The sequence below is a fragment of the Nocardia sp. NPDC087230 genome (assembly GCF_044744725.1).
GTDB classification, from domain to species: domain Bacteria; phylum Actinomycetota; class Actinomycetes; order Mycobacteriales; family Mycobacteriaceae; genus Nocardia; species Nocardia canadensis.
In genome coordinates this window covers 128,516-154,909 of sequence record NZ_JBIUYV010000011.1, presented here as the reverse complement: position 1 = coordinate 154,909, position 26,394 = coordinate 128,516, and the positions used below count along the sequence as shown (strand labels likewise).

Genomic DNA, 26,394 nt, shown 5'->3' with positions numbered 1-26,394 from the left:
ACGCGGGCTGGGTCTCTTTAGTGCCGGCGTGGCGGTGAATCCGTTGCTGAGCAGCAAGGTGTTTGCCGACGATAAATCCCTTAAAACCATCAAGCTGGCCTGGGGACAAACCGCAGTATGTCAGTCACCGATTTCGGTGGCGCTGAAGCAAGGTTTCTTTAAAAAGTACGGTTTGAATGTTGAGCCCGTGAACTTTAGCGGACCAACCGATGCGCTGTTACAGGCGATTGCCACCGGCCAGGCCGATGGTGGCATTGGCATGGCGCTGCGCTGGCTGAAGCCGCTGAAAGACCGCCGGGGGGGGGGGGCCCCCCCCCCCGGCCCCACGGACGGCGCTGTTGATCACTCGAATTCGGTGCCACCGTCGCGCAGCAGGTACGCGTCGGAGACGATCTTGCCGATCGCCCGCCCGCCGAGCACCGGCGACTGCCGCTCGGTCGCGGGCCGGACCACCAAGCCCTCCCGGATGTTGGCGCCCAGACCGCTGACGGTCTCGCTGCCCTCGGCGAGCGCGAGCAGGGTCGCCGCGTCGTAGGGGCCTTCGTAGAGGACCGGCACCCGTGGCACGGTGAGCCCGAGTTCGCCCAGCAGCGTGCCGATCTCGTGATGGTCGAGCCAGCGGACCGGCTCGCCGCCCCGCTCCACCGCGACATCGAACAACCCGTAGCCCAGCGAGCCGTCATGCGCGGCCGAGGCGCCGTAGTGCAGGTCCTGCACGCCCGCGCCGTAGACCTCGCCGAACAGCCCGACCCGGTCGGCGTCGAGCGCGGTCGCCAGCTTCCTGGCGGCCTCGTCGAGGCCGTGCGCGCGGATCGCCCGCCAGTACAGGTTGCCCTCGGACGGCGTGAGCGACAGCGACTTCCCGCCGACGCCCTTGGAAGACACCAGGATCCGGTCCTCGGCCCGCACGAACGTGAGCAGGCACGCGGTGCCGTGGATCTTCTCCGTGGCCACCACCGGTTCCCCCGTGGTGAAGATGGTGGGGAACCGCTTGATGTTCTCGACATCGATCCACCGCAGCAGCTCCGGCGCCGCCTCGACCTGACCGTCCATCGAGACCGGTACCGGCGGCACCCACTTGGTGATCCCCAGCGCGTCGGCGAAGTCGGTGCCCGCCACGGCGGCCGCCGCCAGATCGACACCCGCGAGCGCCTCCGGCGTGCACACGATGCCCTGCGACACCTCGCCCCGCAGTCGCACCGCCTTCACCCGATTGCGCTGCGGCCCCGCCAGTTTGCCGGTCAGCCCGAGCTCGGCGACGAGCGCCTCGGGCAGTACGGCCTGCTCCGGGATGTAGATCGCGTGCGCGCCGGTCGTGAACTGACCCTTGGCCACGACGGCCCGGTACAGGCCGACCTGGGCCAGCTCGAGCCGGTCGGCGTTCGGATGCGCGTGGACGATCAGTTGTTCGGCCGTCACCTGCAGTGTGGACATGGAAACCCCCTCGTTGCGAGGTGATCAGCGTACGAGCCCCGCGCACCGGGGTCGACCGAATTTCGGTGTGGGCGAACGTCAGTGGGTGTCGACCCGGTAGCCGTCGGGGGTGGCGACGACGTCGGTGACCGGTCCGCTCGGCCGGCCGCAGCGGCGCTCACAACCGGACCAGTGCTGACGGCCCGCCACCGTGAGGTCCTCGGCGGGAACCACGACATGGGTGGATTCCTGGGCGCCGGGCCGGACCCGATCGCTGTCGACGGCGGCCGCGAGATCGGCGCGCACATCGGTGAGCGACTTCGCGCAGCCGGGCCGCCCCGCGCACGCGCTGACCCGCAGCCACGGTGACTGCGCGTCGAAGATCAGCCCCATCGGCGCGAGCACCCGGACGACGGTCTCGGCGGGCCCCTCGTCGAGGTCGGTGATCACCAGGCTGCGCCACGGCGTCACGAAGACGGGCCGTTCGACGGCGGCGAGGAACTCCGCGGTCCGCGCGGGTAACGTGCCGAGCGGCACTCCGGCGCCGAGGCTGACCAGGCCGTCGTCCTGGTCCAGCCAGCCGATCGGGATATCGTGTGCCGCACCGAGTTCCAGCGGCGCGCCGGCGGGGGAGCGGTCCAGCGTCTCGGCGACCCGCTCGGCGCCGCCGGGGATCTCGTGCAGTCGCCACTGGCCGTCGTCGCCGCAGCCGCGCAGGTCGAGGAAACCGCGCGCCGCGTCGAGCATCACCTCGACCGCCTCGCTCGCGCTCACCCGTAGCCCGGTGTCGGCGCCCGCGAGAACGACGGCGAACTCGTCGGCGGCGACGGCCTGGATGCCGATGTCGCCGCGCAGGGTGCTCACATCGCCGCGGCCGTCGTCGAGGGTGAACAGCACCCGGCCGGGCAGCTCGGCCAGCCGGGGGTCGGCCTGGAGTCCGGTGTCCAGGCCGACGGCGAGGTCGTGCACGTCCGCCCAGCCGCCGATCCGGCCCGACAGCGGCGAGGCCACGATATTGCGGACCCGTTCATGCGTGCGGCTGGGCAGCAGACCCGCCGCGCCGAGCCGATCGGCGAGGGCGGCGGGGTCCCCGACCCGGCGCAGCTGGATATTGCCGCGCGAGGTGAGTTCCAGGGCGCCGTTGCCCAGCTCGCGGGCCGCGTCGGCGAGGGCTTGCAGCTGCTGCGGCGCCAGCCGGCCGCCGGGGACGCGGATCCGCGCCAGCGGCCCGTCGGCGGCCTGGTGCAGGCGCAGGACACCGGGGCAGGAATCGGGGGTGCTCCTGGTCATGATCCGTCCAGCCTACGACCGCCGACCCGCGCGCCGCCGTCAGGCGTTGCCGACGGGCGTCGCCTAGGGTGGTCGGGGAATCGTTCGCCAGTCGTTCGCCGACAGGAGAGGTCACCGCATGTTGCGTGAATTCGTGGACAAGCGTGTAGTTCCCGCGCTCGACAAGGTCGCGCACGCGCAGACGGGCACGGTCGGCCGCTACGTCGACTGGCTCGAGCGCAGGCATCCGCAGGACGCGCCGGTGGAGACATTGCGGCGGTTGTCGCGGCAGTACCTCGTCGTCGTCACCACCAGCGGGGTGCTGGTGGGTCTCACCGCCGCCGTGCCCGGGGTGGGCACTGTGCTGAGCCTGGCCGCGACCGGTGTCGACACGGCCGTGTTCCTCGAGGCGTCGTCGGTGCTGTCGGTCGGCGCGGCCGCGGCCTACGACCTCGACCCCGCCGATCCGCGGCGCGAGCACCTGGTGTCGAAGGTCGTCCTCGGTGAGGCGGGCACGAAGGTGCTCGACGAGACCGCCGGGCACAAGACCGGCCAATGGCTCTCGGTGGTCACCGATCACATCCCGGGCCTGGCGAGCATGCCCGACTCGCCGGCCAAGCGGTTCATCGTCAACTATCTCGTCAAACGCACCCTGCTGCTGTTCGGCACCCTCATCCCGGCCGGTATCGGCGCGGTCATCGGCGGCGTCGGCAACAACGCCCTCGGCCAGATGGTGGTCGCCAACGTCTACCGCAACCTCGGCACCGGTTCCCCGGAGATGGTCGCCGCGGGCACCACCCGCGACTGATCGCTTGACCTTCGACCTGCTCGAACCCCGATGATGACCGGGTGCCCGAATCCGATGACCTGCTCACCATCGGCGCCTTCGCCCGTGCCTGTGGCCTGAGCACCAGCGCCCTGCGCTTCTACGCCGACGCCGGTGTCCTCGTCCCCGCCGTGGTCGACGAGTCGACCGGCTACCGCTACTACGCCCCCGGCCAAACCGGCCCGGCCCGGCTGATCCGTCGGCTGCGGGCCGCCGACATGCCGCTCCCCGCGATCGTCGCCGTCCTCGCCGAACCCGACCCCGCCCGCGTCGCCGACCTGGTGGACGACCACCTGGCCGACCTGGACCGCCGGCTCCGCGCGGTCAACGCGGCCGCCGACGCGGCGCGGGCGGCGGTCCGGGCGGGCACGAGCCCCAGCCAGATCACCCGGCCCCTGCCCGACCCGACGCCTACTCCAGGCCCCGCCCTGTCGAACGGCGGCGATGCGGTGCGCGGCTCCGCGCCGGCTGACGACGACACAGTGCCGCAGCCGGGCAGGGACGACAGCATCCGGATACGTGGTCCGGTGCTCGCGGCCGCCATCGATCAGATCGCCGCCGCGACGATCACCGACCCGAACCTGCCGGTGCTCAACACCCTTCACCTCGAGGCGGCCGCCCAGGAGCTGATCCTCACCGCCACCGACCGGTACCGTCTGGCCACCCGCACCCTGCGCGCCGTGCACCCGTCCACGGTCGACTGGTCGGCCACCGTCGACGCCGATGATCTCCGCGCGGCCACCTCCTGGCTGCGCCGGGAGCACACGGTGACGATCCGCCCGGAGATCACCCACGTCGTCATCGCCGCCGCTGACCCGGCCCTGCGCGCGGTGGTGCCCGAGCCCCGGGTATCCGGCGGCGATCGTCGGCCGGAGATGTGGGCAACCGCTGATCCCTCCGGCGAGGGGGCGAACGGTCGCCGACCGGGGGAGCCTGGGAACGTCGCCGACGAGCACGGCGACAGCGGCGAACGCGCGGCGAGTGGTCCTGATCGACGCCGATGCCGCCGGTCGACCGAGGAATTCCCCGACTACCAGGGGATGCTGGCAGCGCTACCCGCTGTCACCACACGGGTGGTGCTGAGCAGGACGGCACTGCTGGAGACGCTCGAGCGGACCACCTCGTCCACCCTCACGCTGCACATCGATCCGACGGGCGAGGTGCGGACCGCGAACAGCGAGGACCCCCGGCCGCTGCCCGCGACCGTCACCGGACCGGGCCTGACGATCCATTTCGCGGTGACCACCCTGTACCCCGCCGTCGCCGCCGCGGTCGGACCCGACGTGATGCTCGATCTCACCGCCCCCGACCTCCCCGCCCGACTCCGCTCCGCCGACGACGGCGACCAGCTCACCCTCACCATGCCGTGCCGCCCGGTCGCCGACGATGCGCCGATCCGGTGATCACCGCCGAGTCATCCATCGACCCCTCGGGCCCGGCGGCACACGACGTAGTGCCCGGCCGTCGACGACGTGGCGGAGATCCTTCGGGAACACCTGCTTTGCTGCTCCGCGTCCGCAGACAGCGGCGACCAGCTCACCGTGGTCGTCCCATGCCGCCCGGTCGCGGACGACGTCACCCCCCGGTGACCACGGCCGGTCCGGCTCACTGTCCTCTGCCGGTCGGCACAGGCGACGTCGTGCCGGGCCGCCCGGGGACGTGGCGGCGGTCCCGCCGAGCGACATCCGACCGACTACTCCCCATCCGCTCCGCCGACCACGGCGACCGCTCCCACCCCACCCACTACGACCGTCGAGGAGACTCCGATGACCACCACCGATCCGATCATGGCCCGAATCACCCAGGGCGTAAAGGACTTTCGCTTCGGGGACCCCGAAGGAGCACGAACCGCGCTACTCGACGTCTGGACCGACATCGGCCCCGTGGGCGACCCGCTGCACCGCTGCACCCTCACCCACTACCTCGCCGACACCTGCGACGACCCGGCCGAAGCGCTCGTCTGGGACGTCCGCGCGCTCGATGCCGCCGACGCCCTCACCGACCTGCGCCTGCAAGCCCATCACGCGGACCTGAACGTGGCCGGCTTCTATCCCTCCCTGCACCTCGATCTCGCCGACAACTTCCGTCGGCTCGGCTCCTTCCCGGCCGCCGCCCGCCACCTCGACGCGGCTCGGGAACGCCTGGACACCCTCCCCGACGACGCCTACGGTGCCACGATCCGCGTCGCCGTCACCGAGGTCGGTGACGCGATCGCCGCCAACGACACCACCCGCCGTCCGACCCACTGACACTGATCGCCGCCGTGGAGCGCGGGCTGGAAAGTTGCGGTCGACGGGCGGCCAGTACCATCGGGATGCTCGGCGGGCGTCGAGGAAACCGGTGGAAATCCGGTGCGGTCGCGCCACTGTGAACAGCCAGACCCTCTCCGGCGAGCACGACAACCGATCCCGTTGGGCGCGTCACCCGAGGAAGGCCTCACCCTGTGATCCTGCTGCTGTCCACCTCCGACACCGATCTGCTCAGTGCTCGCGCGAGCGGCGCCGACTACCGGTGGGGCAATCCCGCGCGGTTGCTGGTGGATGACCTGCCGGGGTTGCTCGACGGTGCCGATCTGGTGATCGTGCGCATCCTCGGCGGCAAGCGCGCCTGGGAAGAGGGCCTCGAGGCCGTGCGGGCGAGCGGGGTGCCGATGGTCGCGCTCGGCGGTGAGATCGCCCCCGACGCCGAACTCATGGAGTGCTCGACGGTGCCGGTGGGTGTCGCGGCCGACGCGCACAACTACCTCGCCGCCGGCGGCGCGGACAACCTGCGCGAACTGCACAACTTCCTCTCCGACACGGTCCTGCTGACCGGCCACGGCTTCGAACCGCCGGTGGAACTGCCCACCTGGGGCGAACTGGGCCGCGCCGCCCGCATTCTCGAACCGCACGCCCCGACCGTCGCGGTCGTCTACTACCGCGCGCAGCATCTCGCGGGCAACACCGGCTACATCGACGCGTTGTGCACCGCCATCGAGGCCAAGGGCGCTCGCGCGCTGCCGGTCTACTGCGCCTCGCTGCGCACCGCCGAACCGGAACTGCTCGCCCTGCTCGGCCGCGCCGACGCACTGGTGGTGACGGTGCTCGCGGCCGGTGGCAGCAAGCCGGCCACCGCCTCGGCCGGTGGCGACGACGAGGCCTGGGACGTGGCCGCGCTGGCCGCCCTGGACGTGCCGATCCTGCAGGGCCTGTGCCTGACCAGCGGTCGCGCGCAGTGGGAGGACAACGACGACGGCCTCTCGCCGCTCGATGTCGCCACCCAGGTCGCGGTGCCCGAGTTCGACGGCCGCATCATCACGGTGCCGTTCTCGTTCAAGGAGTTCGACGACGACGGCCTGTCCACCTACGTGCCCGATCCCGAACGCGCCGCCCGCGTCGCCGGCGTCGCCGTGCGCCACGCCCGCCTGCGCCACATCCCGGCCGCCGACAAGCGGATCGCGATCATGCTCTCGGCCTACCCGACCAAGCACGCCCGCATCGGCAACGCCGTCGGCCTCGACACCCCGGCCAGCGCCATCCGGCTGCTCACCGAACTGCGTGCCGCCGGTTACGATCTCGGCGAACCCGGCGAGATCCCCGGTCTGCCGGAGCGCGACGGCGACGCGCTGATCCACGCCCTGATCGCCGCGGGCGGGCAGGACCCGGACTGGCTCAGCGCCGAACAGCTCGAGGGCAACCCGATCCGCATCGGCGCCGCCACCTACACCCGCTGGTTCGATTCGCTGCCCGCCGACCTGCGCGAGGCCGTCGTCGAGGCGTGGGGCCCGCCACCGGGTGAACTCTACGTCGACCGGTCCGCCGACCCGCAGGGCGAGATCGTCATCGCCGCACTGCGTTTCGGCAATGTGGTGCTGATGGTGCAGCCGCCCCGCGGCTTCGGCGAGAACCCGGTCGCCATCTACCACGACCCGGACCTGCCGCCGAGCCACCACTACCTGGCCGCCTACCGCTGGCTGTCCGCGCCCGACGGTTTCGGCGCCGACGCGATGGTGCACCTGGGCAAGCACGGCAACCTGGAGTGGCTGCCCGGCAAGACCCTCGGCATGTCGGCCTCCTGTGGTACCGACGCCGCGCTCGGCGATCTGCCGCTGATCTACCCGTTCCTGGTCAACGACCCGGGCGAGGGCACCCAGGCCAAGCGCCGCGCGCACGCCACCCTGGTCGATCACCTGATCCCGCCGATGGCGCGCGCCGAGACCTACGGTGACATCTCCCGGCTGGAGCAGCTGCTCGACGAGCACGCCAACATCTCCGCGCTCGACCCGGCCAAGCTGCCCGCCATCCGCCAGCAGATCTGGACGCTGATGCGCGCGGCCAAGATGGACCACGACCTCGGCCTGGCCGAGCGTCCCGAGGAAGACGTCTTCGACGACATGCTGCTGCACGTCGACGGCTGGCTCTGCGAGATCAAGGACGTGCAGATCCGCGACGGCCTGCACATCCTCGGCCAGGCGCCCGAGGGCGAGATGGAACTCGACCTGGTGCTGGCCATGCTGCGCGCGCGCCAGCTGTGGGGCGGCGAGCAGAACGTGCCCGGCCTGCGCGAGGCCCTCGGTCTCAGCGAAGCCGGCGACGAGTCCCGCGACCGCGTGGACGTGGTCGAATCGCGTGCCCGTGAACTGCTGGGCGCGCTGCAGGCCGAGAACTGGTCGGTCGACAGCGTCGAGGCCCTGGTGAACGACTACGCCACGGCGATTCTGGCCGGGGGTGACCCGGAATCCACGGACACCCGCCTCGACGCGGTGAAGACCGTGCTGCGGTTCGCCGCGACCGAGGTCGTGCCCCGCCTGCGCGAGACCGGTGTCGAGATCGCCCGCGTCCTGCACGCGCTCGACGGCGGTTTCATCCCCGCCGGTCCGAGCGGGTCCCCGCTGCGCGGCCTGATCAACGTGTTGCCCACCGGCCGCAATTTCTACTCCGTCGATCCCAAGGCCGTCCCGTCGCGGCTGGCCTGGGAGACCGGTCAGGCCATGGCCGAATCGCTGCTGGCCCGGTACCTGGCCGACCACGGCGAATACCCGAAGTCGGTCGGCCTGTCGGTGTGGGGCACCTCGGCCATGCGCACCTCCGGCGACGACATCGCCGAGGTGCTGGCGCTGCTCGGCGTGCGGCCGGTGTGGGATGAGGCCAGCCGCCGCGTCACCACCCTCGAGGTGATCTCGCTCGACGAACTCGCCCGTCCGCGCATCGACGTCACCGTCCGCATCTCGGGGTTCTTCCGCGACGCCTTCCCACACGTACTGGCCCTGCTCGACGACGCGGTGCGCCTGGTCGCCGAGCTCGACGAGCCCGCCGCGTCGAACTACGTGCGCGCGCACGCCCAGTCGGACCTGGCCGAGCACGGCGACGCCCGCCGCGCGACCACCCGCATCTTCGGGTCCAAGCCCGGCACCTACGGCGCGGGCCTGCTGCAGCTCATCGACTCCAAGAGCTGGCGCACCGACGACGACCTCGCGCAGGTGTACACCACCTGGGGTGGCTACGCCTACGGTCGCGACCTCGACGGCGCCCCCGCCGCCGACGACATGCGCACCGCCTACAAGCGCATCGCGGTGGCGGCCAAGAACACCGACACCCGCGAACACGACATCGCCGACTCCGACGACTACTTCCAGTACCACGGCGGCATGGTCGCCACCGTGCGCGCGCTCACCGGCAAGAATCCCGAGGCCTATATCGGCGACTCCACCCGTCCCGACGCCGTGCGGACCCGCACCCTGTCGGAGGAGACCGCCCGCGTCTTCCGCGCCCGCGTGGTGAACCCGCGCTGGCTCGAGGCGATGCGCCGCCACGGCTACAAGGGCGCCTTCGAGATGGCCGCCACCGTCGACTACCTGTTCGGCTACGACGCCACCACCAACGTGGTCGCCGACTGGATGTACGAGAAGCTCTCCGAGAGCTACGTGTTCGACGAGGTGAACCGCAAGTTCATGGAGCAGTCGAACCCGTGGGCGCTGCACGGCATCGCCGAACGGCTGCTCGAGGCCGCCGAGCGCAAGCTGTGGGAGCACCCGGAGCCCGAGACACTGGACAAGCTGCGGCAGGTCTACCTCGAGACCGAGGGTGAGCTGGAGTGAGCACCGAGCAGTCCGCCGCGTACTTCCGGCGCGACGGCGAGGTGTACACGCCGACGTCGTGGGGCCGGAGCCTGTGGGCCGACGGGATCCTGTCCGGCCCGCCGGTGTGCGGACTGCTCGCCCGCGAGATCGAGAACCATTACCGCACCGGCGATTTCGTGCCCGCGCGGTTCACCGTCGACCTGCATCAGCCGGTGCCCGCGGTCCCGTTGACCGTGGACAGCGCGCCGACCCGCGAGGGCAACCGGGTGCGCGCCGCGCAGGCGGTACTGCGCGCCGACGGCGTGGTGGTCGCGCGGGCCTCGGCGGTGTTGCTGAAGCGCTCGGCCCAACCGCCGGGACAGGTGTGGCGCGAGACGCGGCGGCCTCCGCTGCCGCCCGCGGAACTGCTGGCCGCGGTGGCGCCGACCGTGCACCTGTTCGACAGTGACGGCTCCGGTGGCGGCTGGTCGGTCGAGATCTCCCGGCACGAGAACGACACCCGTAAACGCAAGTGGGTGCGCGGGATTCCGGTGGTGGCCGGAGAAGCCGGCTCGCCGTTCGTCTTCGCCGCGATGGCGGGCGAGCAGGCCAGCCTGGTGACGAACTGGGGTACCGAGGGGATCGGGTTCATCAACACCGATGTCTCGATCACCTTCGCGCGCCTGCCGATCGGTCCGGAGATGGGCATCGAGGCGGGCAACCACCTCAGTCACGACGGCATCGCCGCGGGCTCGGCGGTGCTCTACGACGCCGACGGTGAGTTCGGCGTCTGCACCGTGTCGGCCGTCGCCAACGAGCGCAGGCAGATCAGCGGCGCGGCCATCGACGCCTACATCCCGGCGCGTGGCGGTGCGCGGCGCGCCTGAACTGCCCGACTTGCCCCAAAACTAGAACGCGTTCTACTCTGATCGTGGTGCGTGGGCGCACCACGGCACCCGGGTGCCGGCCGCAGGGCAGAAGAGAGTCGCAATGAGCACTACTCCGGCGTACTTCACGCAGGACGACGGCGTTTTCCAGCCCACCCGGTTCTCCATGAGCCTGTGGGCACCGAGCACGCTGTCCGGTCCGCCGGTGTGCGGGCTGATCGCCCGCGAGGTCGAGGCGCGCTACTGCGGCGACGGGTTCACACCCGCGCGGCTGACCGTCGACCTGCACCGCGCGGTGCCCGCGGTGCCGCTGACCGTCGACAGCGAGCTGGTCCGGGACGGCAAACGAGTCCGTGCGGTGGCGATCGTGCTGCGCTCCGACGGTGAGCCGGTCGCGCGGGGCAGCGCGCTGCTGCTGAAGCGGTCGGCCCAGCCGCCGGGGGAGGTGTGGCGCCCCGAGCGGCAGCGGCCGCTGCCGCCGAGTGACGCGCTCGCCACCGTCGACGAGGCCATGCACCTGTTCGGCAGTGACGGCAACGGGTGGTCGGTGAAGATGACCGAGCACCAGAACGACGCCAGGAAACGCAAGTGGGTGCGCAATATCCCCGTGGTCGCGGGTGAGCGGTCCACGCCGTTCTGCTTCGCCGCCATGGCCGGGGAACAGACCAGCCTGGTCACCAACTGGGGCACCGAGGGGATCGGGTTCATCAACACCGATGTCTCGATCACGTTCTCGCGCATGCCGATCGGGCTCGAGATGGGCATCGAGGCGGAATCGCATCTCAGCGACGACGGCATCGCCGCGGGCGCCGCGGTCCTCTACGACGCCGAGGGCGCGTTCGGGATCTGCACCACCACCGCGCTGGCCAACGAGCACCGGCAGATCCACGGCTCGGTCATCGACACCCTGTCCGAGGAGTTCGCGCTGACCCAGGTCACGCCGGATCGAGGCCGCTGAACGCCAGGCCCACGGTGGTCGCGCACAGCAGGAACCCGGTCGCGGTGGTGGTCAGCAGATAGCCGAGCGCGATGAGACGGGCCGGTGGCAGCAGCACCAGCAGCAGCGTCGGGGTCAGCAGCGCGGCCAGGGTCAGTGCCCAGCTGAGCCAGTACGAGGTCGGGATCGGCTCCATCTCGGCGAACGCGATCGTGCGCGGCACGGGCACCTGCCACGCGTCCTGCACCGCGAAGGTCGCGGGCACCAGCACGAACACGGCGACGAACAACCCCGCCGCCACGCCCCATCCCGCCCGCCATCTGACCTGCCCCGGCACCGCTGCGCTCACTCGCCCACACACCTTCCCTGCCACCCGGTCACCCGCTCCGCCGGGCCCCATGCTGCCTCGAGTGGGCCCCGCCCGCGCGCAACCGCGCGCCGTGTCCTCGGCTCGGATCGCCACCGGCGATGCCCGGACCAGGACACTTCTGCTCGCGATGGGAGCGCGACGAGCTCGCCTAGCTGCCGGTCTGCTCGGCGAAATGGAACTCGATCGACACCGTGTCGGTCGCGATCCCCTGGGCGCGCAGGCTGTCCAGGACCTGCTGGGTGAACCGGCGCGCCGGTCGGTAGTGCGTGCTGTGGTCGGAGACCAGGAGGATCCGGCCGCCGCGTGCCACCAGTTCGCCCGCCGCGGCGACGGGGCCGCCGGCCAGGAAGCTCGAATGGTGGAACCGGCCGAGCAGATGCCGAGGGGAGCTGTAGAGGACGCCGTCGGCGTCCATGACGAAGATCGCGCGTCCACCGGTGGGTGACCACAGGGTGCTCGCCGCGGTGGTGTCGAACAGGGCGCCGTCGGCGGTGTACAGCAGTCCGGCGCGCGCGTGCAGCGCGAAGCGCGCGCGGTCCGTCGCGCCGAGATAGGCGACGTGACTGCCGCGCCACACGGGATTGCCCGGCACCTGCTCGCCGCGGAACTCCGGGCGCAACGGGGTCGTCGCGAACCTCGGCCCGGCCGAGGCCGGACGACGGAACAGACCGCGGAGCCGGTCGGGAAGACTCACGCCGGAACCAGCGTCACGATCAGCTCGTCGGCGATCGACTCCGCCTTCACCATGCCCTCGCCGAGGTACAGCGTGGCGGCCTGCGGCCTGCCGTCGGGCAGCGGCACGACCGAGACCGCGTCGACCCGGCGACCGGCGAGGGCGTCGTAGGGCGGTTCGTCGGTGACGTCGAAGGCGGTGTACTTGCCCGAGGCGGCGACGTATTCGATGTTCACCGGGTCGACCAGCGGTTCGAACGGGTCCCGCCAGGGCGCCGCGCCGATCCGCAGCTCCGCGCCGTCGATACCGGCGTCGAGGAGCAGGGTGGCGCCGTTGTGGAAGGTGAACTCGATCGGTCCCTCGGTGCGGTCGATGTCGTCGCCCAGGACGTAGAACATCCGGCGGACGGCGATGATCGTCGCGTCGACCGCGGCGTTGAGCGCGGTGCGGCCGGACTCGTCGATGTCGGACACAGGTCTCCTCCCCGGGCGGATGAGCCATCATGTCGCCGCACCTCGCCGCCACGCAACTCCGGTCGGCGTGTTCGCCGCCGCGACCCGGCCACCGGCGGCGCCCGCGTCCGCTCGTACAGTGGATTCATGGTGGATCCCACCCCGGACGTCACCGCGGCGGCGGTGGAGCGCGCGGCCGAGCTGCTGGCCGGGCGCCGGGTCGTGGTGATCTCCGGTGCCGGGCTGAGCACCGACAGCGGCATCCCCGACTACCGCGGCCCCGACTCGCCGCCGCGCACCCCGATGACCTATCAGCAGTTCGTCGGCGACGCCGAGTTCCGGCAGCGCTACTGGGCCCGCAACCACCTCGGCTGGCGGCGGATGGACGCGGCCCGGCCGAATCAGGGCCACCGGGCCGTCGCCGCGCTGGAACGCGCCGGGGTGGTCTCCGGTGTCATCACCCAGAACGTGGACCTGCTGCACACCAAAGCCGGGGCGCGCCGGGTGATCGACCTGCACGGCACCTACGCCCGGGTGTGCTGTCTGCGCTGCCCGGCGATGATCTCGCGCATGACGCTGGCGGAACGGCTGGAGGCCGCCAATCCCGGCTTCGCCGAAGATGTTTCGGCGACCGGTATCGAAGTGGCGCCCGACGCGGACGCGGTGGTCACCGATACCGCCCGCTTCCGGATGCTGGACTGCGCGAGCTGCGGCGGCCTGCTCAAACCCGACATCGTCTACTTCGGCGAGACCGTGCCCGCCGACCGGGTGGCCGCCGCCTACAGCCTGATCGACCAAGCGCGCGCGGTCCTCGTCGCCGGGTCGTCGCTGACGGTGATGTCGGGTCTGCGCTTCGTGCGCCGCGCCGCGAAGCGCGATGTGCCCGTGGTGATCGTCAACCGGGGGCCCACGCGCGGCGACGATCTGGCCGCCGTGCGCATCCACGCGGGCTGCTCGGAGACGTTGCGCGCCTTCGCCGACCGGCTCGCCGTCCCGAATGCGACCGCCCGCCGATGAGCGATTCCCCCGATGACGCGATCGCCGCCTTCTTCGCGGGCAAACCCCATTCCCTCGAGATCTTCACCGTGCTACGGGAATTGATCACGGCCAACGGTCCGGTGGAACTGTCGGTGGCATCGCAGATCGGCTTCGGCGTCGCGCGCAAGTTCGCGTGGGTATCGCTCTACAACATCACCGGACGGAATCCGGAAGGCACCGTGCAAATCATGCTCGCGATCGACCGGGAAATCGCGGGCCCACCGGTGTATCGGGTGAATCAGGTCGGCCGGGCGCGGTGGAATCACCTGGTGGTCGTGCATTCCCTGGCCGAAGCGCGGGTACCGGAACTGCGAGTTCTGATCGCCGCCGCCTATCGTTTCGGTGCGAAATGATCGGTTACTTGATCCCTCGGTGACGGCGGCGGATTCGACGTGGGTAAGCTCTGCGCACCAGTGCATGAAGAGTTCCACCCGCGGCGCAAAGTTTTCCTCGCAGCGGGGTTGTCGGCCCTCGTGTGGGCCGCGTGATCGACCCCCACTTGCCAGCCGATCAGAACCAGGGCTTTTCCATGACCGATACCGTCGTTGCCGAACCACGCCTCACGCATCGCCAGACACTCACGATTCTGTCCGGCCTGCTACTCGGGGTCTTCCTCGCCGCGCTCGATCAGAACATCGTCAGCGTCGCGATCGTCCGGATCGCCAACAGTCTGGACGGATTCGACGAACAGGCATGGGCGACAACGGCGTATCTGATCACCGCCACCGTCACCACGCCGCTCTACGGCAAGCTCGCCGACATCTACGGCCGCAAACCGTTCTATCTGCTGGCGATCGCGCTGTTCGTGCTGGGCTCGGCCGCCTGCTGCTTCGCGACCACGATGTACCAGCTGGCGGCCTGCCGCGCCTTCCAGGGGCTGGGCGCGGGCGGGTTGATGTCGCTGGCGTTCACCATCGTCGGCGACATCGTGCCGGCTCGGGAGCGGGTCCGCTACCAGGGGTATTTCCTGATGGTGTTCGGCATCGCGACGGTGCTGGGCCCGGTGGTCGGCGGGTTCCTGTCCGATTACGAGAGCCTCGGCGGCATCGAGGGCTGGCGCTGGGTGTTCCTGGTGAACGTGCCGGTCGGGGTGCTGGCGTTCCTGGTGGTCGCCAAGGTGCTGAACGTGCGGCACGCGCGCGTGCGGTCCCGGATCGACTGGCTCGGCGCGCTCACCCTGATCGTCGGCGTCGTGCCGTTGCTGATCGTGGCCGAACAGGGCCGGGTGTGGGGCTGGACCTCGCCGAAGTCGTTGCTCTGCTACGGAATCTGCGGGGGCGGGCTGCTGCTGTTCCTGATCGTCGAGTACTTCATGAAGGACGCGGCGCTGATCCCGCTGCGCCTGTTCCGTAGCTCGACGTTCAGCATCGCCATCCTCGGTGGCTTCCTGATCGGTGTCTCGATGTTCGGCGCGATCACCATGGTCCCGCAGTATCTGCAGGTGGTGCGAGGCTTCTCGCCGACCGAGGCGGGTCTGCTGATGCTGCCACTGGTGCTGGGGATCATGGTCGGCGCGCAGCTGTCGGGACTGATCACCAAGGCCACCGGGCGCTACAAGGTGCTGCCGGTGCTCGGTGCGCTGATCCTGGCGATCGGCTGCGCCCTGTTCGCCCGGGTCGGCTTCGACGGGCCGCTGTGGCAGCCGCTGGCCTACAGCGCGATCATGGGCTTCGGGCTCGGTGGCTGCATGCAGACGCTGATCATCGCCGCGCAGAACGCGGTGCCGCGCACCGAGATGGGTGTCTCGACCGCGTCCGCGACCTTCTTCCGGCAGCTCGGCGGCACGCTGGGCGTCGCGGTCTTCCTCACCGTGCTGTTCGACCGGTTGCCCGGGTCGATCCTGTCCGCGTTCGGCGGCAGCCTGCCGCCCGGTCTCGACGCCGCCGGTCTCGACGCGCTGCAGCGCGACACCTCCGGGATCGCGGGGCTGCCCGACGCGCTGCGGGTGCCGATCCTCGCGGGCTTCACCGACGCCATGCAGGGCGTGTTCCTGCTCGCCGCCGACCTCGCCGTCGTCGCCTGCCTGGTGCTGGTGTTCATGAAAGAGATTCCGCTGCGCGAGGATCCGGTGCCCGAGGAGGATTCCGACGGCACGCTGCTGCGCGATGTCAGCCTGCACGACGCGCACGAGATGGCCGACTCGCTGCGTCCCGCCGCGACCGGCCGGGTCATCGCGGGACTGCTGCGCCGCGACGACGCCCGCCCCGTGCCCTCGGCCACGCTCACACTCATCGACCAGCACGGCCACCAGGTGGCGCGCGGCAACGGCGACGCCGACGGTGCCTACGTCATCGAGGCGCCACAACCGGGCAATTACGTCTTGATCGCCGCCGCGGCGGGCCACCAGCCCGAGGCGGTGAGTGTGTCGATGGGGGAGCGGGCCCTGCACGTCGACCTGATGCTCATCGGCGCGGGCGAACTCACCGGCATCGTGCGCTCGGCGCGCCGGGGCGAACCCCTGTGCGGCGCGACCGTGACCCTCACCGATCCCGAAGGCGACGTCGTCGGCGCCGCGATCACCGGCGAGGACGGCACGTACGTGTGCCGTGACGTCGTCAGCGGGACCTACACGCTGGTCGCGGTCGCCGACCACATGCGCCCCTCGGCGGTCGCGCTGACCGTGCCCGAGACCGGCTCGCTGCATCACGACATCGACCTCGAGCCGATGGCCATCCTGGTCGGGTCCGCCTGGGTGGACGGCGACCGCCCGGTCGCCGACGTCCAGATCACCGTTCTGGACGCCGGCGGCGATCCGGCGGCGACCACCCGCACCGACGAGAAGGGCCAGTACCTGGTCCCCGATCTGCCGGAGGGCGAGTACACCGTCGTCGCGCGCGGCTACCCGCCCGTGGCCAGCCAGGTCTCGGTGACCCGCGGCGAGATCACCCACGATGTCACCCTCGGCTACGACACCGAGGAGTCCATGCACCAGCGGTGATCCGGGCTCACGCGGTGAGGGTGGCTTCGCGCTGGAGTTCCAGGGCGATGTCGATGAGCTGGTCTTCCTGGCCGCCGACGAGCTTGCGTTCGCCTGCGCGGACGAGCATTTCGGCGGCGGAGACGCCGTAGCGTTCGGCTTGGCGTTCGGCGTGGCGCAGGAAGCTGGAGTAGACGCCGGCGTAGCCCATCATGAGGGCTTGGCGGTCGAGGAGGCATTCCGCTGGCATGGCGGGGCGGACGACGTCTTCGGCGGCGTCGGTGACGGCGAAGAAGTCGACGCCGGTCTTGATGCCGAGTTTGTCGCAGACGCCGATGAAGGCTTCGACCGGCAGGTTGCCGGCGCCGGCGCCGAAGCGGCGGGCCGAGCCGTCGATCTGGGTGGCGCCTGCGCGTACGGCGTAGACGGAGTTCGCGACGGCGAGGCCGAGGTTTTCGTGGCCGTGGAAGCCGACCTGGGCGTCGTCGCCGAGTTCTGCGACCAGGGCCGAGACGCGGTCGGAGACCTGTTCCAGGACGAGCGCACCGGCCGAGTCGACGACGTAGACGCACTGGCAGCCGGCATCGGCCATGATGCGGGCCTGCTTCGCCAGCGCCTCCGGCGGCTGGCTGTGCGACATCATCAGGAAGCCGACGGTCTCGAGGCCGAGGTCGCGGGCGAACTGGAAGTGCTGCACGGAGACGTCGGCCTCGGTGCAGTGCGTCGCGATACGGCAGATGGACGCGCCGTTGTCCTGGGCGATCTTGATGTCTTCCTTGACGCCGACACCCGGCAGCATCAGGAAGGCGATGCGCGCCCGCTTGGCCGATTCGGCGGCGGCCTTGATGAGTTCCTGTTCCGGTGTTCTGGCGAACCCGTAGTTGAACGAGGAACCACCCAGGCCGTCACCGTGGGTGACTTCGATGACCGGCACCCCGGCGCCGTCGAGGGCGGTGACGATGTCGCGCACCTCGGTCGTGGTGAACTGATGGCGCTTGTGGTGGGATCCGTCGCGTAGCGAGGTATCGGTGACGCGGATGTCGAGATCAGCTGAGTAGACCATGGTTTCGAATCTCCTTACACCCGAGCCGAGATGATCTGGTCGGCCAGCACGTCACCCACGCGGGTGGCGGCGGCGGTCATGATGTCGAGGTTGCCCGCATACGGCGGCAGGAAGTCGCCGGCGCCTTCGACCTCGACGAAGATCGACACCTTCGCCATGCCACCGGAGATCACCGACGGCTCGTCGAACTGCGGATCGTTGAGCAGCCGGTAGCCGGGTACGTATTCCTGGATCGATTTCTCCATCGCGAAGATGCTCTCGGCGATGGCATCGCGGTCGGCGTCTTCGGGGATGGCGCAGAAGATGGTGTCGCGCATGATCATCGGCGGCTCGGCCGGGTTCAAGATGATGATGGCCTTGCCGCGCTGCGCGCCGCCGATGGTCTCGACACCTTTGGAGGTGGTCTTGGTGAACTCGTCGATGTTGGCACGGGTTCCGGGACCGGCCGAGACCGAGGACACCGATGCCACGATCTCGGCGTAGGCGACCGGCACGACCCGCGACACGGCCGCGACCATCGGGATGGTGGCCTGGCCGCCACAGGTGATCATGTTGACGTTCATGGCATCGCGCAGCGAGTCCAGGTTCACCGGGGGAATCACGGCGGGTCCGACCGCGGCGGGGGTGAGGTCGACGGCGCGGATACCGGCGGCTTCGTATTTCGGCGCGTACGCGCGGTGCACGTAGGCGGAGGTGGCCTCGAACAGCAGATCCGGCTTCTCGTCGAGGGCGAGCAGCCAGTCCGCGCCCTCGGCGGAGGTTTCCAGACCAAGCCCGCGCGCCCGCTTAAGTCCTTCGGAGTCGGGGTCGATGCCGATCATCCAGCGCGGCTCGATCTTGTCCGAGCGCAGCAGTTTGTAGAGCAGATCGGTGCTGATATTGCCGGATCCGACGATCGCGGCGGTGACTGTCCCGTTGGACACGTCGTGCCTCCTTGGCTAGGCGAAAGACAAACGGACGGAACCGAGTCCGGTGAACGTGGCGAGGAAGTCGTCGCCCGGACGGGCGTCGATGGCGCGAGTGCAGGAACCGGGCAGCACGATGTCCCCGGCTTTCAGGCGCACGCCGAAACCGGCGACCTTGCGAGCCAGCCAGGCCACCGCGATCACCGGATCGCCGAGCACCGCGTCGCTGCGGCCCTCGGCGATGACCTCGCCGTTACGGGTCAGCACGGCGTCGATGGCGGCGATGTCGATATCGCCGGGTGCGACGCGCTCCTTGCCGAGGACATACCCGGCGGAGGAAGCATTGTCGGAGATGGTGTCGCACAGACCGATCCGCCAGTCGGTGATACGCGAGTCGATCAGCTCGATCGAGGGCGCGTAAGCGACGGTCGCGGCCAGCACATCGGCCTCGGTGCAGTCCTCGCCGGGCAGGTCGGCGCCGAGCACGAACCCGACCTCGACCTCCACGCGCGGCAGCAGGTACTTCGAGGTGTCGACCGGGACGTCCTCGAAGACCTCCATCTCGGCGAGCAGATGACCGTAGTCGGGCTCGTCGACGCCCATCATCTCCTGCATCGCCTTCGACGACAGCCCCACCTTGTGGCCGACGATCGTCGCGCCGTCGTCCAGCCTGCGCCGGATATTGAGCAACTGGATCTCGTAGGCGTCCACCACATCGATCGACGGATAGCGGTCGGCGATGGGGGACACCGCCACTCGATCCAGCTCCGCTCGCGCCAATTCGGCGGCGAGCTCGGCGCGCGCGCTGGTTGTCAGCATCCTGGTTCCCTCTTCTCCTCTGGTGATGCGCTCCCATGCTCGTCGGCGACCGGGGGGACGACCTCGGGTGTTCCCGCTGGATGGGCAGGAAATTGCGCGATCCGGCCGGGGATCATCGCGCACGCGGCGACCAGCACCAGCGTCATGGCCGCGATGGTCGCGAACACCAGATGCACGGCGGCCGAGAGCGTCTGCGGTGCGGGCGCGCCCGCACCGGCCAGGCGCGCGTTGACGATCGCGCCGAACACCGCGACCCCCACCGCGCTGCCCAGCGACCGCGCGAACATGGTGGCCGAGGTGACGACGCCGCGATCGGACCACGGCGCGCTGGTCTGCGCCGCGATGAGTGTCGGCGTGGCCACCAGACCCATGCCCGCGCCGACCACGAAACACGAGACGCCGACCTGCCACAGCGGCGACTGCTCGTCGAGCAGCAGCATGGTGGCCGTGCCGAGCGCCGCGACGAGACTGCCCAGCACCGCGCACGTGCGGAACCCGAAGCGCAGGTACACCTTTCCGGCCCGTGCGGCGGCCAGCGGCCAGCCCAGGGTGAGGCCGCCGGTGACGAGCCCGGCGACCAGCGCGCTGGTGCCGAGCACACCCTGATTGAACATCGGCACATAGGTCGTGAAGCCGAACAGCAGGGCGCCACCGAGCATGGCGGCGAGACTGCTCGCCACCACCACCCGCCGGGTGAACACCCACAGCGGCAGAATCGGGTGCTCGGCCCGGGATTCGACGGCGACGAACAGCGCGAGCGACAGGGCGGCGAGCCCGAACACGCCGAGCCCGGTCGGCGATCCCCACGCCCAGGCGCGACCGCCCTCGAGCAAACCCAGCACCAGCGCGCCCGCCCCGAGGGTCAGCAGCACCGCCCCCGCGTAGTCGACGCTGCGGCGATGGCGTGGCACCGTCTCGTGGAAGTTGCGCACCAGCATCCACGCGGCCAGCGCGGCCAGCGGCAGATTGACCAGGAAGATCCACCGCCAGCCGAGGTAGTCGGCGCAGATGCCGCCCAGCAGCGGGCCGGTCACCGAAGCCACCGCCCACACCCCGGCCAGATAGCCCTGCACGGTGGCCCGTTCGGCGAGGGTGTAGAGATCACTGGCGATGACCATGGTCGTCGGCTGGATGGCACCGGCGCCGATGCCCTGTACCGCGCGGAACACGATGAGCGCGAGCATGCTGGTCGCCACCCCGCACAGCAGTGAGCCGAGCGCGAACACCGCGACGCCGAACAGCATCACCGGCTTGCGGCCGAAGGTGTCGGCGAGCGCGCCGTAGATCGGCACGGTGACCGCCTGGGCGAGCAGGTAACTCGTGAACAGCCACGGGAACAGCGCGAAGTCGCCGAGACTGTCGGTGATCGAGAGCACGGCGGTCGCCAGGATCGTCGAATCGAGCGCGACCAGACCGGTGGCGAGCATGAGCGAGGCGAGCACGGGGCCGCGCTCCGAGCCGAACCCGACCTCGGAGCGCGCGGTATCGGTTGCCACAGGGCACCTCTCGGGTCAGAAGCGGATGCGCACCGAATCGGTGGTCGGGCGGGCCTGGCAGGCCAGCGTGTAGCCCGCGTCGATGTCCTCCTGATCGAGGATCGCGCTGGGGCCCATGCTCACCGCGCCGTCGACGACGGTGCAGGCGCACGAACCGCATTCGCCCTCGCGACAGGAGTACGGCACGTCGAGACCGTCGGCCAGCATCACGTCGACCAGGGTGCGCGATCGTGGCCAGCGCAGGGCGTGTACGGCGCCGTCGAGTTCCACCTCGACCTGCGCGGCGTCGCCCGCCTCCTCGTCCGCGATCGGCGCGGGCTCGGCGAACGGATCGCCCGACAGCGAGACGAACACCTCGGTGGTGATCCGCTCACGCGGCCACCCCGCGCCGGTCAGCGCCTCGGTCACCGCCGCCATGAACGGGCCCGGCCCGCACACGAACGACTCGTAGGACGCGTACGGCGCGGCGAACGCCGCCAGCTGGGCGGCCGTGGGCAGGCCCTGCACCGCTTCGAGCCAGTGCACCACGTGCACCCGGCCCGGATGGCGCGCCACCAGCTCGCGCAGCGCCTCGGCGAAGATCACCGACTCCTGCCCACGATTGGCGTAGAACAGCACCACTCGGCCCGTGCCGCGCACCAGCGCCGAGCGCAGGATCGACATCACCGGAGTGATGCCGCTGCCCGCTGCCCACAGCAGCAGATCGGTGTCGAGGGAGGCCGGGGTGAAGGTGCCCTGCGGCGGCAGCACGTCCAGGGTGTCGCCGACGGAGACGTTGTCGCACAACCAGTTCGAGCCGTAGCCGTCGGCGGTGCGCTTGACGGTCACCCGCGGCGGCTCGCCGGTGAACGGTGAACTCGCCAGGGAGTAGCACCGGGCGACCGGCTCGGGCCGGTCACTCGGGATGCGCAGGGTCAGGAACTGACCCGGCCGGTAGGCGAACCGGTCGGCGGCGTCGTCGGGAACCTCGAACACGAGCGAGCGCGCGTCCGCGGTTTCCTCGATCACCGCCGCCACGCGCAGCGTCACCACCCGCGCGCCACGCGCAACGTCGACAGTCGCCCTCGTCACTGGTGTCCTCCTCGATCACAGAGCCGGTCTTGCGTGGCCACCGTCGCAGCTCACGCGCGCCGCGCTGCCCACCGATCCCGGTGGCCGGGAGATCGCCGCGCACTGTCCGCTGATCGGGAAGACCGGGGCCTGCGGTCGCGGCGGCAACCCTAGCGTCGGGCTCGTGGACACTCGATCTCCCGGGGGCGCCCGATGAACCGCATGCAGCACACCGTCGCGCTGGTGACCGGCGCGGCCGGGGGAATGGGCCGCGCCCATTGCCGTCGGTTGGCCGAGGAAGGCGCCGACATCATCGCCGTCGACATCGAGGCCGCCGCGGCGGGACTCGCGCAGACGGCGGCCGAGGTCGTGGACATCGGCCGCCTGTGCGTCACCGCCGCGGCCGACGTCCGCGACCAGGCCGCCCTGGACGTGGCGGTCGCCGACGGCGTGGCCGCGCTGGGCCGCCTCGACGTGATCGTCGCCAACGCCGGCATCTACAGCGACCTCGGCCTGTCCTGGGAACTGTCCGACGAGGCCTGGCAGCGCACCATCGACATCAACCTCACCGGCATGTGGCACACCGTGCGGGCCGGTGTCCCGGCACTGAGCGACGGCGGTTCGATCGTCATCGTCAGCTCCACCAACGGCATCACCGGCGCGGCCACCGCCTCGCACTACTCGGCGAGCAAGCACGCCGTCGTCGGTCTCGCCCGCACCCTGGCCAACGAACTCGGCCCGCGCGGCATCCGGGTCAACACCGTGCACCCCGGTTCGGTGGCGACGCCGATGATCCTCAACGACGCCGTGTACGCCAAGCTGCGCCCCGATCTGGCCCACCCCACCCAGGCCGACGCCGCCGAGGCCCTGGCCCAGCGCACCGTACTGCCCGTGCCGTGGGTCGATCCGGTCGACATCAGCAATGCCGTGCTCTTCCTCGCATCCGACGAGTCCCGTTACGTGACGGGAACCCAGCTCGTGGTGGATGCCGGACTGACTCAGAAGGTGTGACATGGGACGGGTTTCGGGCAAGATCGCGCTGATCACCGGCGCCGCGCGCGGCATCGGCCGCGCCCAGGCCATCCGGCTGGCCGAGGAGGGCGCCGACATCGTCGCCGTCGACATCTGCGGACCGGTCGAGACCGTGGTGTCGCCGGGGGCGACTCCCGACGACCTCGCCGAGACCGTGCGCGCGGTCGAGGCGACGGGCGCCCGCATCGTGGCGGCCACCGTCGACGTGCGCGACGGCGCCGCGCTGCGGACGGCGGTCGACGCCGCCGTCACCGAGCTGGGTGGCCTCGACATCGTCTGCGCCACCGCCGGTATCAGTTCCAGCGCGGGCGCGCTGGAACTGACCGACCAGCAGTGGCAGACGATGATCGACGTCAACCTGACCGGCGTGTGGCAGACCTGCAAGGCCGCCACCCCGCACCTGATCCATCGTGGCGGCGGCGCCATGATCCTGACCAGCTCGATCGCGGGCCTGCGCGGGCTGGTCGGCGTCGCGCACTACACCGCCGCCAAGCACGGCGTGGTCGGCCTGATGCGCTCCCTGGCCAAAGAGCTGGCCCCGCACCATGTCCGGGTGAACTCGGTGCACCCCACCAACGTCGACACCCCGATGATCCAGAACGACATGGTGCGCAAAGTGTTCCGGCCCGACCGCGAGCACCCGACGCGCGAGGAGTTCGCCGAGGCGGCGGTGTCGATGAACATGCTGCCCATCCCGTGGGTCGAGCCCGTCGACATCGCCAACGCGGCGCTGTTCCTGGCCTCGGACGAAGCCCGCTACATCACCGCGGTGACCCTGCCCGTCGACGCGGGCTCGACCCAGCGCTGAGTTGTCCGGTGGTGCGGCCTCGACGGGCCGCGCCACCGCGACGCCGACAGCCGCTGACGCCGTCGGCCCGGACACCATCCGTCTCCGGCCGACATCGCTTCCGGTCGATATCGCCGATCTCAGCTGGTCGGCACGAGATCGGCGAGTCCGGTCATGGACCGGGGGAGCTCGCCGTGGTGGAGCACGCCCAGCCGCTGGGTGGCGCGGGTCAGGGCGACATAGAGCTCGGCCGCGCCGCGGGGACCGTCGGCGAGGATCCGTTCCGGCTCGACGACCAGGACGGCGTCGTACTCCAGACCCTTGGTCTCCGACGCGGTGACCGTGCCCGGCACCCCGGGCGGACCGATCACCACGCTGGTGCCTTCCCGCCCGGACTCCGCGCGAACGAATTCCTCGATGGCCGTGGCGAGTTCGTCCGTATCCACGCGGCGCGACCACGGCTGGACGCCACATGCGCGCACCGACTCCGGCGGCCGCACGTCCGGGGCGAAATCGGCGAGCACCGCCGCGGCGACGGTCATGATCTCGGCGGGTGTGCGGTAGTTGACGGTCAGCGCGCGATAGGCCCAGCGGCCCGGAACGTAGGGCTCCAGCATCGATGCCCACGACGTCGCACCCGCCGCCGACCGGCGCTGCGCGAGATCACCCACGATCGTGAAGGATTTGCCGGGGCAGCGGCGCATCAGCACCCGCCACTCCATCTCCGACAATTCCTGCGCTTCGTCGACGACCACGTGCCGGTAGGTCCACTCCCGGTCCGCGGCAGCACGTTCGGCGAGTTCCCTGGTGTCGCGTTCGAGGAAGCGTTCGGCCAGATCCTCGCCGAAGAGCATGTCCTGGGCGAACAGGTGATCCTCGTCGTCCATGTGGTCTTCCCGGCCGACCATGTTCTCGAGCACCCGCGCGGCGTAGGCGGCCTCGGCCCTGGCCTCCCGCTCGGCGGTGTCGTCGACGGGCTGGTGCCTGCCCAGCAGGTCGACGAGCTCGTCGAGCAGCGGCACATCCGAGACGGTCCAGGCGGTGCCCTCGGCGCGATACAGCGCGGCATCGGCGCCCGCCGCCCGCAGCCGATCGTGCGACGAATACAGCTCGGAGAGCAGGGTTTCCGGCGTCAGGATCGGCCACAGGTCGTCGAGCGCGGCGGTGAACGCGGTGTGGTCGGCGAGTTCGGCGACCAGGTCGGCGCGCAGCTGTTCCCACGCCTCGCGGTCGTCGCGGGTGAGCCAGCCCTGCCCGATCCGGCCGATCGCGCGCTCGGTGAGGACGTAGGTGACGATCTCGCGGAACACCGCGCGCGCCTCGTTGTGCGGGCGTCCGCTCGCCCGTGCCTCCTCGCTCGCCCATTGCGCGGTCTCGGCGTCGATCCGCACGGTGACGTCGGCGAGCTCGATCGGCACCGGGTCCGCCGGCAGCCGCTGCCGGTCCGCGATCGCCGCGGCGAGGATGTCGAGGATCCGCAGTGAACCCTTGTGCCGTGCCGCTTCCGGTCCGTCCTCGGCGGTCACGCGCAGTCCCGGCACCAGCTCGCCCGCGGTCGTGAAGACCACATTGGTCTCGCCCAGCGACGGCAGCACATGCGAGATGTGCTGCAGGAAGGCGGGGTTGGGCCCGACCACCAGCACGCCCTGGCGTTCCATCCGCTCGCGCTGGGTGTAGAGCAGATACGCGACGCGGTGCAGCGCCACCACGGTCTTGCCGGTGCCGGGACCGCCCTCGATCACCAGCACGCCAGGATGGTCGAGCCGGATGATCTCGTCCTGCTCGGCCTGGATCGTCGCGACGATGTCGCGCATGCCCTCCCCGCGCGGCGCGTTGACGGCCGCGAGCAGGGCCGCGTCGCCACGCTCGTCGCCGTCCGGCCTGCCGAGCACCTCGTCGGTGAACTCGGTCACCCGGCGGCCGCGGGTGTGGAACTGGCGGCGCCTGCGCATGTCCTCCGGCGAGGCCGCGGTCGCGACATAGAAGGCGCGGGCGGCGGGCGCGCGCCAGTCGAGCAGCAGCGGCTCGAAGTCGTTCGCCTCGTCGAACAGGCCGATGCGGCCGATGTAGGACACCTCTCCGGAGAGCGCGTCGAGCCGGCCGAAGCACAGTCCGTTGTCGGCCACGTCCAGGCGCTTGGCCTCCTTGGCCAGCGCGCGGGCCTCGAAATCCCGGTCCATGGCCGAGACGCCCGTGCCGCGCAGTGTCGCGCTGTAGCGACCCTTCACCCTGGCGCGTTCGGCGTCGAGCCGCGCGTACAGACCGTCCACGTAGTGCTGCTCGGACCGTAGTTCGTCCTGATACCCCTGAATTGACACCTGCCCTCACTTTCCCGGTTCACCGATCCCGGCGGAGCGCGTCGATCACACCCGTTTCCGCAGCTTCTGGCTACGGCGGACGATTATGCGGCACCACCGGGGCCT

The 26,394-nt window shown here is 70.7% G+C and carries 22 protein-coding genes; 11 read left to right on the top strand and 11 right to left on the bottom strand.

Features of this window, described 5'->3' with window-relative positions; genetic code table 11:
* Positions 1 to 342 precede the first annotated feature (342 nt).
* A complete protein-coding gene (locus ACIO52_RS28405) occupies positions 343 to 1,434 on the bottom strand; it encodes an RNA ligase (ATP) (RefSeq protein WP_402648127.1) in 1,092 nt (363 codons plus the stop codon).
* Positions 1,435 to 1,512: 78 nt separating this feature from the next.
* Positions 1,513 to 2,703, bottom strand: coding sequence for a precorrin-3B synthase (gene cobG / locus ACIO52_RS28400; protein ID WP_218718287.1), 1,191 nt, complete (start codon positions 2,701 to 2,703; stop codon positions 1,513 to 1,515).
* A 118-nt stretch (positions 2,704 to 2,821) separates the two neighbouring features.
* Here cobG and ACIO52_RS28395 point away from each other — a divergent pair, with 118 nt between their 5' ends.
* From ACIO52_RS28395 to ACIO52_RS28370, 6 genes are all read left to right on the top strand, one after another.
* Positions 2,822 to 3,490, top strand: coding sequence for a hypothetical protein (locus tag ACIO52_RS28395; RefSeq protein WP_316575151.1), 669 nt, complete (start codon positions 2,822 to 2,824; stop codon positions 3,488 to 3,490).
* Positions 3,491 to 3,531: 41 nt separating this feature from the next.
* Entirely contained in the window at positions 3,532 to 4,911 is a 1,380-nt protein-coding gene (locus ACIO52_RS28390) for a MerR family DNA-binding transcriptional regulator (protein ID WP_402648123.1), read from the top strand.
* A 363-nt stretch (positions 4,912 to 5,274) separates the two neighbouring features.
* On the top strand, positions 5,275 to 5,757 hold the full coding sequence (locus ACIO52_RS28385; protein ID WP_402648121.1) for a hypothetical protein: 483 nt from the start codon (positions 5,275 to 5,277) through the stop codon (positions 5,755 to 5,757).
* A 194-nt stretch (positions 5,758 to 5,951) separates the two neighbouring features.
* Positions 5,952 to 9,584, top strand: coding sequence for a cobaltochelatase subunit CobN (gene cobN / locus ACIO52_RS28380; RefSeq protein ID WP_402648118.1), 3,633 nt, complete (start codon positions 5,952 to 5,954; stop codon positions 9,582 to 9,584).
* Positions 9,581 to 10,432, top strand: coding sequence for an acyl-CoA thioesterase domain-containing protein (locus ACIO52_RS28375; protein WP_218718282.1), 852 nt, complete (start codon positions 9,581 to 9,583; stop codon positions 10,430 to 10,432). Before cobN ends, ACIO52_RS28375 begins: the two co-directional genes overlap by 4 nt.
* A 103-nt stretch (positions 10,433 to 10,535) precedes the next feature.
* Positions 10,536 to 11,390, top strand: coding sequence for an acyl-CoA thioesterase domain-containing protein (locus tag ACIO52_RS28370; protein WP_402648114.1), 855 nt, complete (start codon positions 10,536 to 10,538; stop codon positions 11,388 to 11,390).
* Here ACIO52_RS28370 and ACIO52_RS28365 read toward each other — a convergent pair.
* The 3 genes from ACIO52_RS28365 to ACIO52_RS28355 all read right to left on the bottom strand — a co-directional run bounded on the left by ACIO52_RS28365 (position 11,368) and on the right by ACIO52_RS28355 (position 12,885).
* A complete protein-coding gene (locus tag ACIO52_RS28365) occupies positions 11,368 to 11,718 on the bottom strand; it encodes a hypothetical protein (RefSeq protein WP_218718281.1) in 351 nt (116 codons plus the stop codon). The two genes, ACIO52_RS28370 and ACIO52_RS28365, sit on opposite strands and share 23 nt — an antisense overlap.
* Positions 11,719 to 11,887: 169 nt before the next feature.
* On the bottom strand, positions 11,888 to 12,433 hold the full coding sequence (locus ACIO52_RS28360) for a hypothetical protein (protein WP_402648111.1): 546 nt from the start codon (positions 12,431 to 12,433) through the stop codon (positions 11,888 to 11,890).
* Entirely contained in the window at positions 12,430 to 12,885 is a 456-nt protein-coding gene (locus ACIO52_RS28355; RefSeq protein WP_402648109.1) for a hypothetical protein, read from the bottom strand. The genes ACIO52_RS28360 and ACIO52_RS28355 overlap by 4 nt, the downstream gene beginning before the upstream one ends.
* 126 nt (positions 12,886 to 13,011) lie before the next feature.
* Here ACIO52_RS28355 and ACIO52_RS28350 point away from each other — a divergent pair, with 126 nt between their 5' ends.
* From ACIO52_RS28350 to ACIO52_RS28340, 3 genes are all read left to right on the top strand, one after another.
* Entirely contained in the window at positions 13,012 to 13,881 is an 870-nt protein-coding gene (locus tag ACIO52_RS28350; RefSeq protein WP_402648107.1) for a Sir2 family NAD-dependent protein deacetylase, read from the top strand.
* The gene (locus ACIO52_RS28345) at positions 13,878 to 14,255 is read left to right on the top strand and encodes a DUF5655 domain-containing protein (protein WP_218718277.1); all 378 of its coding nucleotides are present in this window, start codon (positions 13,878 to 13,880) and stop codon (positions 14,253 to 14,255) included. The genes ACIO52_RS28350 and ACIO52_RS28345 overlap by 4 nt, the downstream gene beginning before the upstream one ends.
* Positions 14,256 to 14,431: 176 nt before the next feature.
* On the top strand, positions 14,432 to 16,840 hold the full coding sequence (locus tag ACIO52_RS28340) for an MFS transporter (protein ID WP_218718276.1): 2,409 nt from the start codon (positions 14,432 to 14,434) through the stop codon (positions 16,838 to 16,840).
* Between the two features lie 7 nt (positions 16,841 to 16,847).
* Here the strand turns inward: ACIO52_RS28340 and dmpG are convergent, their stop codons facing one another.
* The 5 genes from dmpG to ACIO52_RS28315 are packed head-to-tail and all read right to left on the bottom strand — an operon-like array spanning position 16,848 to position 22,173.
* Positions 16,848 to 17,882 (bottom strand): 4-hydroxy-2-oxovalerate aldolase, encoded by a 1,035-nt coding sequence (gene dmpG / locus ACIO52_RS28335; RefSeq protein ID WP_402648103.1) that lies wholly within the window; start codon positions 17,880 to 17,882, stop codon positions 16,848 to 16,850.
* 14 nt (positions 17,883 to 17,896) lie between these two features.
* Positions 17,897 to 18,805 carry an acetaldehyde dehydrogenase (acetylating) gene (locus ACIO52_RS28330; RefSeq protein ID WP_316575144.1) on the bottom strand — a complete coding sequence of 303 codons (909 nt, stop codon included), beginning with the start codon at positions 18,803 to 18,805 and terminating at the stop codon, positions 17,897 to 17,899.
* Positions 18,806 to 18,820: 15 nt separating this feature from the next.
* Entirely contained in the window at positions 18,821 to 19,606 is a 786-nt protein-coding gene (locus ACIO52_RS28325; protein ID WP_218722288.1) for a 2-keto-4-pentenoate hydratase, read from the bottom strand.
* A complete protein-coding gene (locus ACIO52_RS28320; protein WP_342801932.1) occupies positions 19,600 to 21,102 on the bottom strand; it encodes an MDR family MFS transporter in 1,503 nt (500 codons plus the stop codon). The genes ACIO52_RS28325 and ACIO52_RS28320 overlap by 7 nt, the downstream gene beginning before the upstream one ends.
* Positions 21,103 to 21,117: 15 nt before the next feature.
* Complete coding sequence (locus tag ACIO52_RS28315) at positions 21,118 to 22,173, bottom strand: ferredoxin--NADP reductase (protein ID WP_218722290.1); 1,056 nt, start codon at positions 22,171 to 22,173, stop codon at positions 21,118 to 21,120.
* A gap of 192 nt (positions 22,174 to 22,365) precedes the next feature.
* Between ACIO52_RS28315 and ACIO52_RS28310 the strand changes: the two genes are divergently transcribed.
* On the top strand, positions 22,366 to 23,163 hold the full coding sequence (locus ACIO52_RS28310) for a mycofactocin-coupled SDR family oxidoreductase (RefSeq protein ID WP_218722291.1): 798 nt from the start codon (positions 22,366 to 22,368) through the stop codon (positions 23,161 to 23,163).
* Between the two features lies 1 nt (position 23,164).
* On the top strand, positions 23,165 to 23,992 hold the full coding sequence (locus ACIO52_RS28305) for a mycofactocin-coupled SDR family oxidoreductase (RefSeq protein ID WP_218722292.1): 828 nt from the start codon (positions 23,165 to 23,167) through the stop codon (positions 23,990 to 23,992).
* A gap of 119 nt (positions 23,993 to 24,111) precedes the next feature.
* On the opposite strand, the gene helR is transcribed toward ACIO52_RS28305, so the two are convergent.
* Positions 24,112 to 26,289, bottom strand: a complete 2,178-nt coding sequence (helR, locus tag ACIO52_RS28300) for an RNA polymerase recycling motor ATPase HelR (RefSeq protein WP_402648098.1) — start codon at positions 26,287 to 26,289, stop codon at positions 24,112 to 24,114.
* Positions 26,290 to 26,394: the final 105 nt, after the last annotated feature.

Excerpts from the sequence above, each read along its gene's own strand:
- cobG (WP_218718287.1), bottom strand. The coding sequence starts at position 2,703 with ATGACCAGGAGCACCCCCGATTCCTGCCCCGGTGTCCTGCGCCTGCAC.
- ACIO52_RS28370 (WP_402648114.1), top strand. The coding sequence starts at position 10,536 with ATGAGCACTACTCCGGCGTACTTCACGCAGGACGACGGCGTTTTCCAG.
- ACIO52_RS28385 (WP_402648121.1), top strand. The coding sequence starts at position 5,275 with ATGACCACCACCGATCCGATCATGGCCCGAATCACCCAGGGCGTAAAG.
- ACIO52_RS28325 (WP_218722288.1), bottom strand. The coding sequence starts at position 19,606 with ATGCTGACAACCAGCGCGCGCGCCGAGCTCGCCGCCGAATTGGCGCGA.
- ACIO52_RS28340 (WP_218718276.1), top strand. The coding sequence starts at position 14,432 with ATGACCGATACCGTCGTTGCCGAACCACGCCTCACGCATCGCCAGACA.
- ACIO52_RS28305 (WP_218722292.1), top strand. The coding sequence starts at position 23,165 with ATGGGACGGGTTTCGGGCAAGATCGCGCTGATCACCGGCGCCGCGCGC.
- ACIO52_RS28310 (WP_218722291.1), top strand. The coding sequence starts at position 22,366 with ATGAACCGCATGCAGCACACCGTCGCGCTGGTGACCGGCGCGGCCGGG.
- dmpG (WP_402648103.1), bottom strand. The coding sequence starts at position 17,882 with ATGGTCTACTCAGCTGATCTCGACATCCGCGTCACCGATACCTCGCTA.
- ACIO52_RS28345 (WP_218718277.1), top strand. The coding sequence starts at position 13,878 with ATGAGCGATTCCCCCGATGACGCGATCGCCGCCTTCTTCGCGGGCAAA.
- ACIO52_RS28395 (WP_316575151.1), top strand. The coding sequence starts at position 2,822 with ATGTTGCGTGAATTCGTGGACAAGCGTGTAGTTCCCGCGCTCGACAAG.
- ACIO52_RS28405 (WP_402648127.1), bottom strand. The coding sequence starts at position 1,434 with ATGTCCACACTGCAGGTGACGGCCGAACAACTGATCGTCCACGCGCAT.
- ACIO52_RS28350 (WP_402648107.1), top strand. The coding sequence starts at position 13,012 with ATGGTGGATCCCACCCCGGACGTCACCGCGGCGGCGGTGGAGCGCGCG.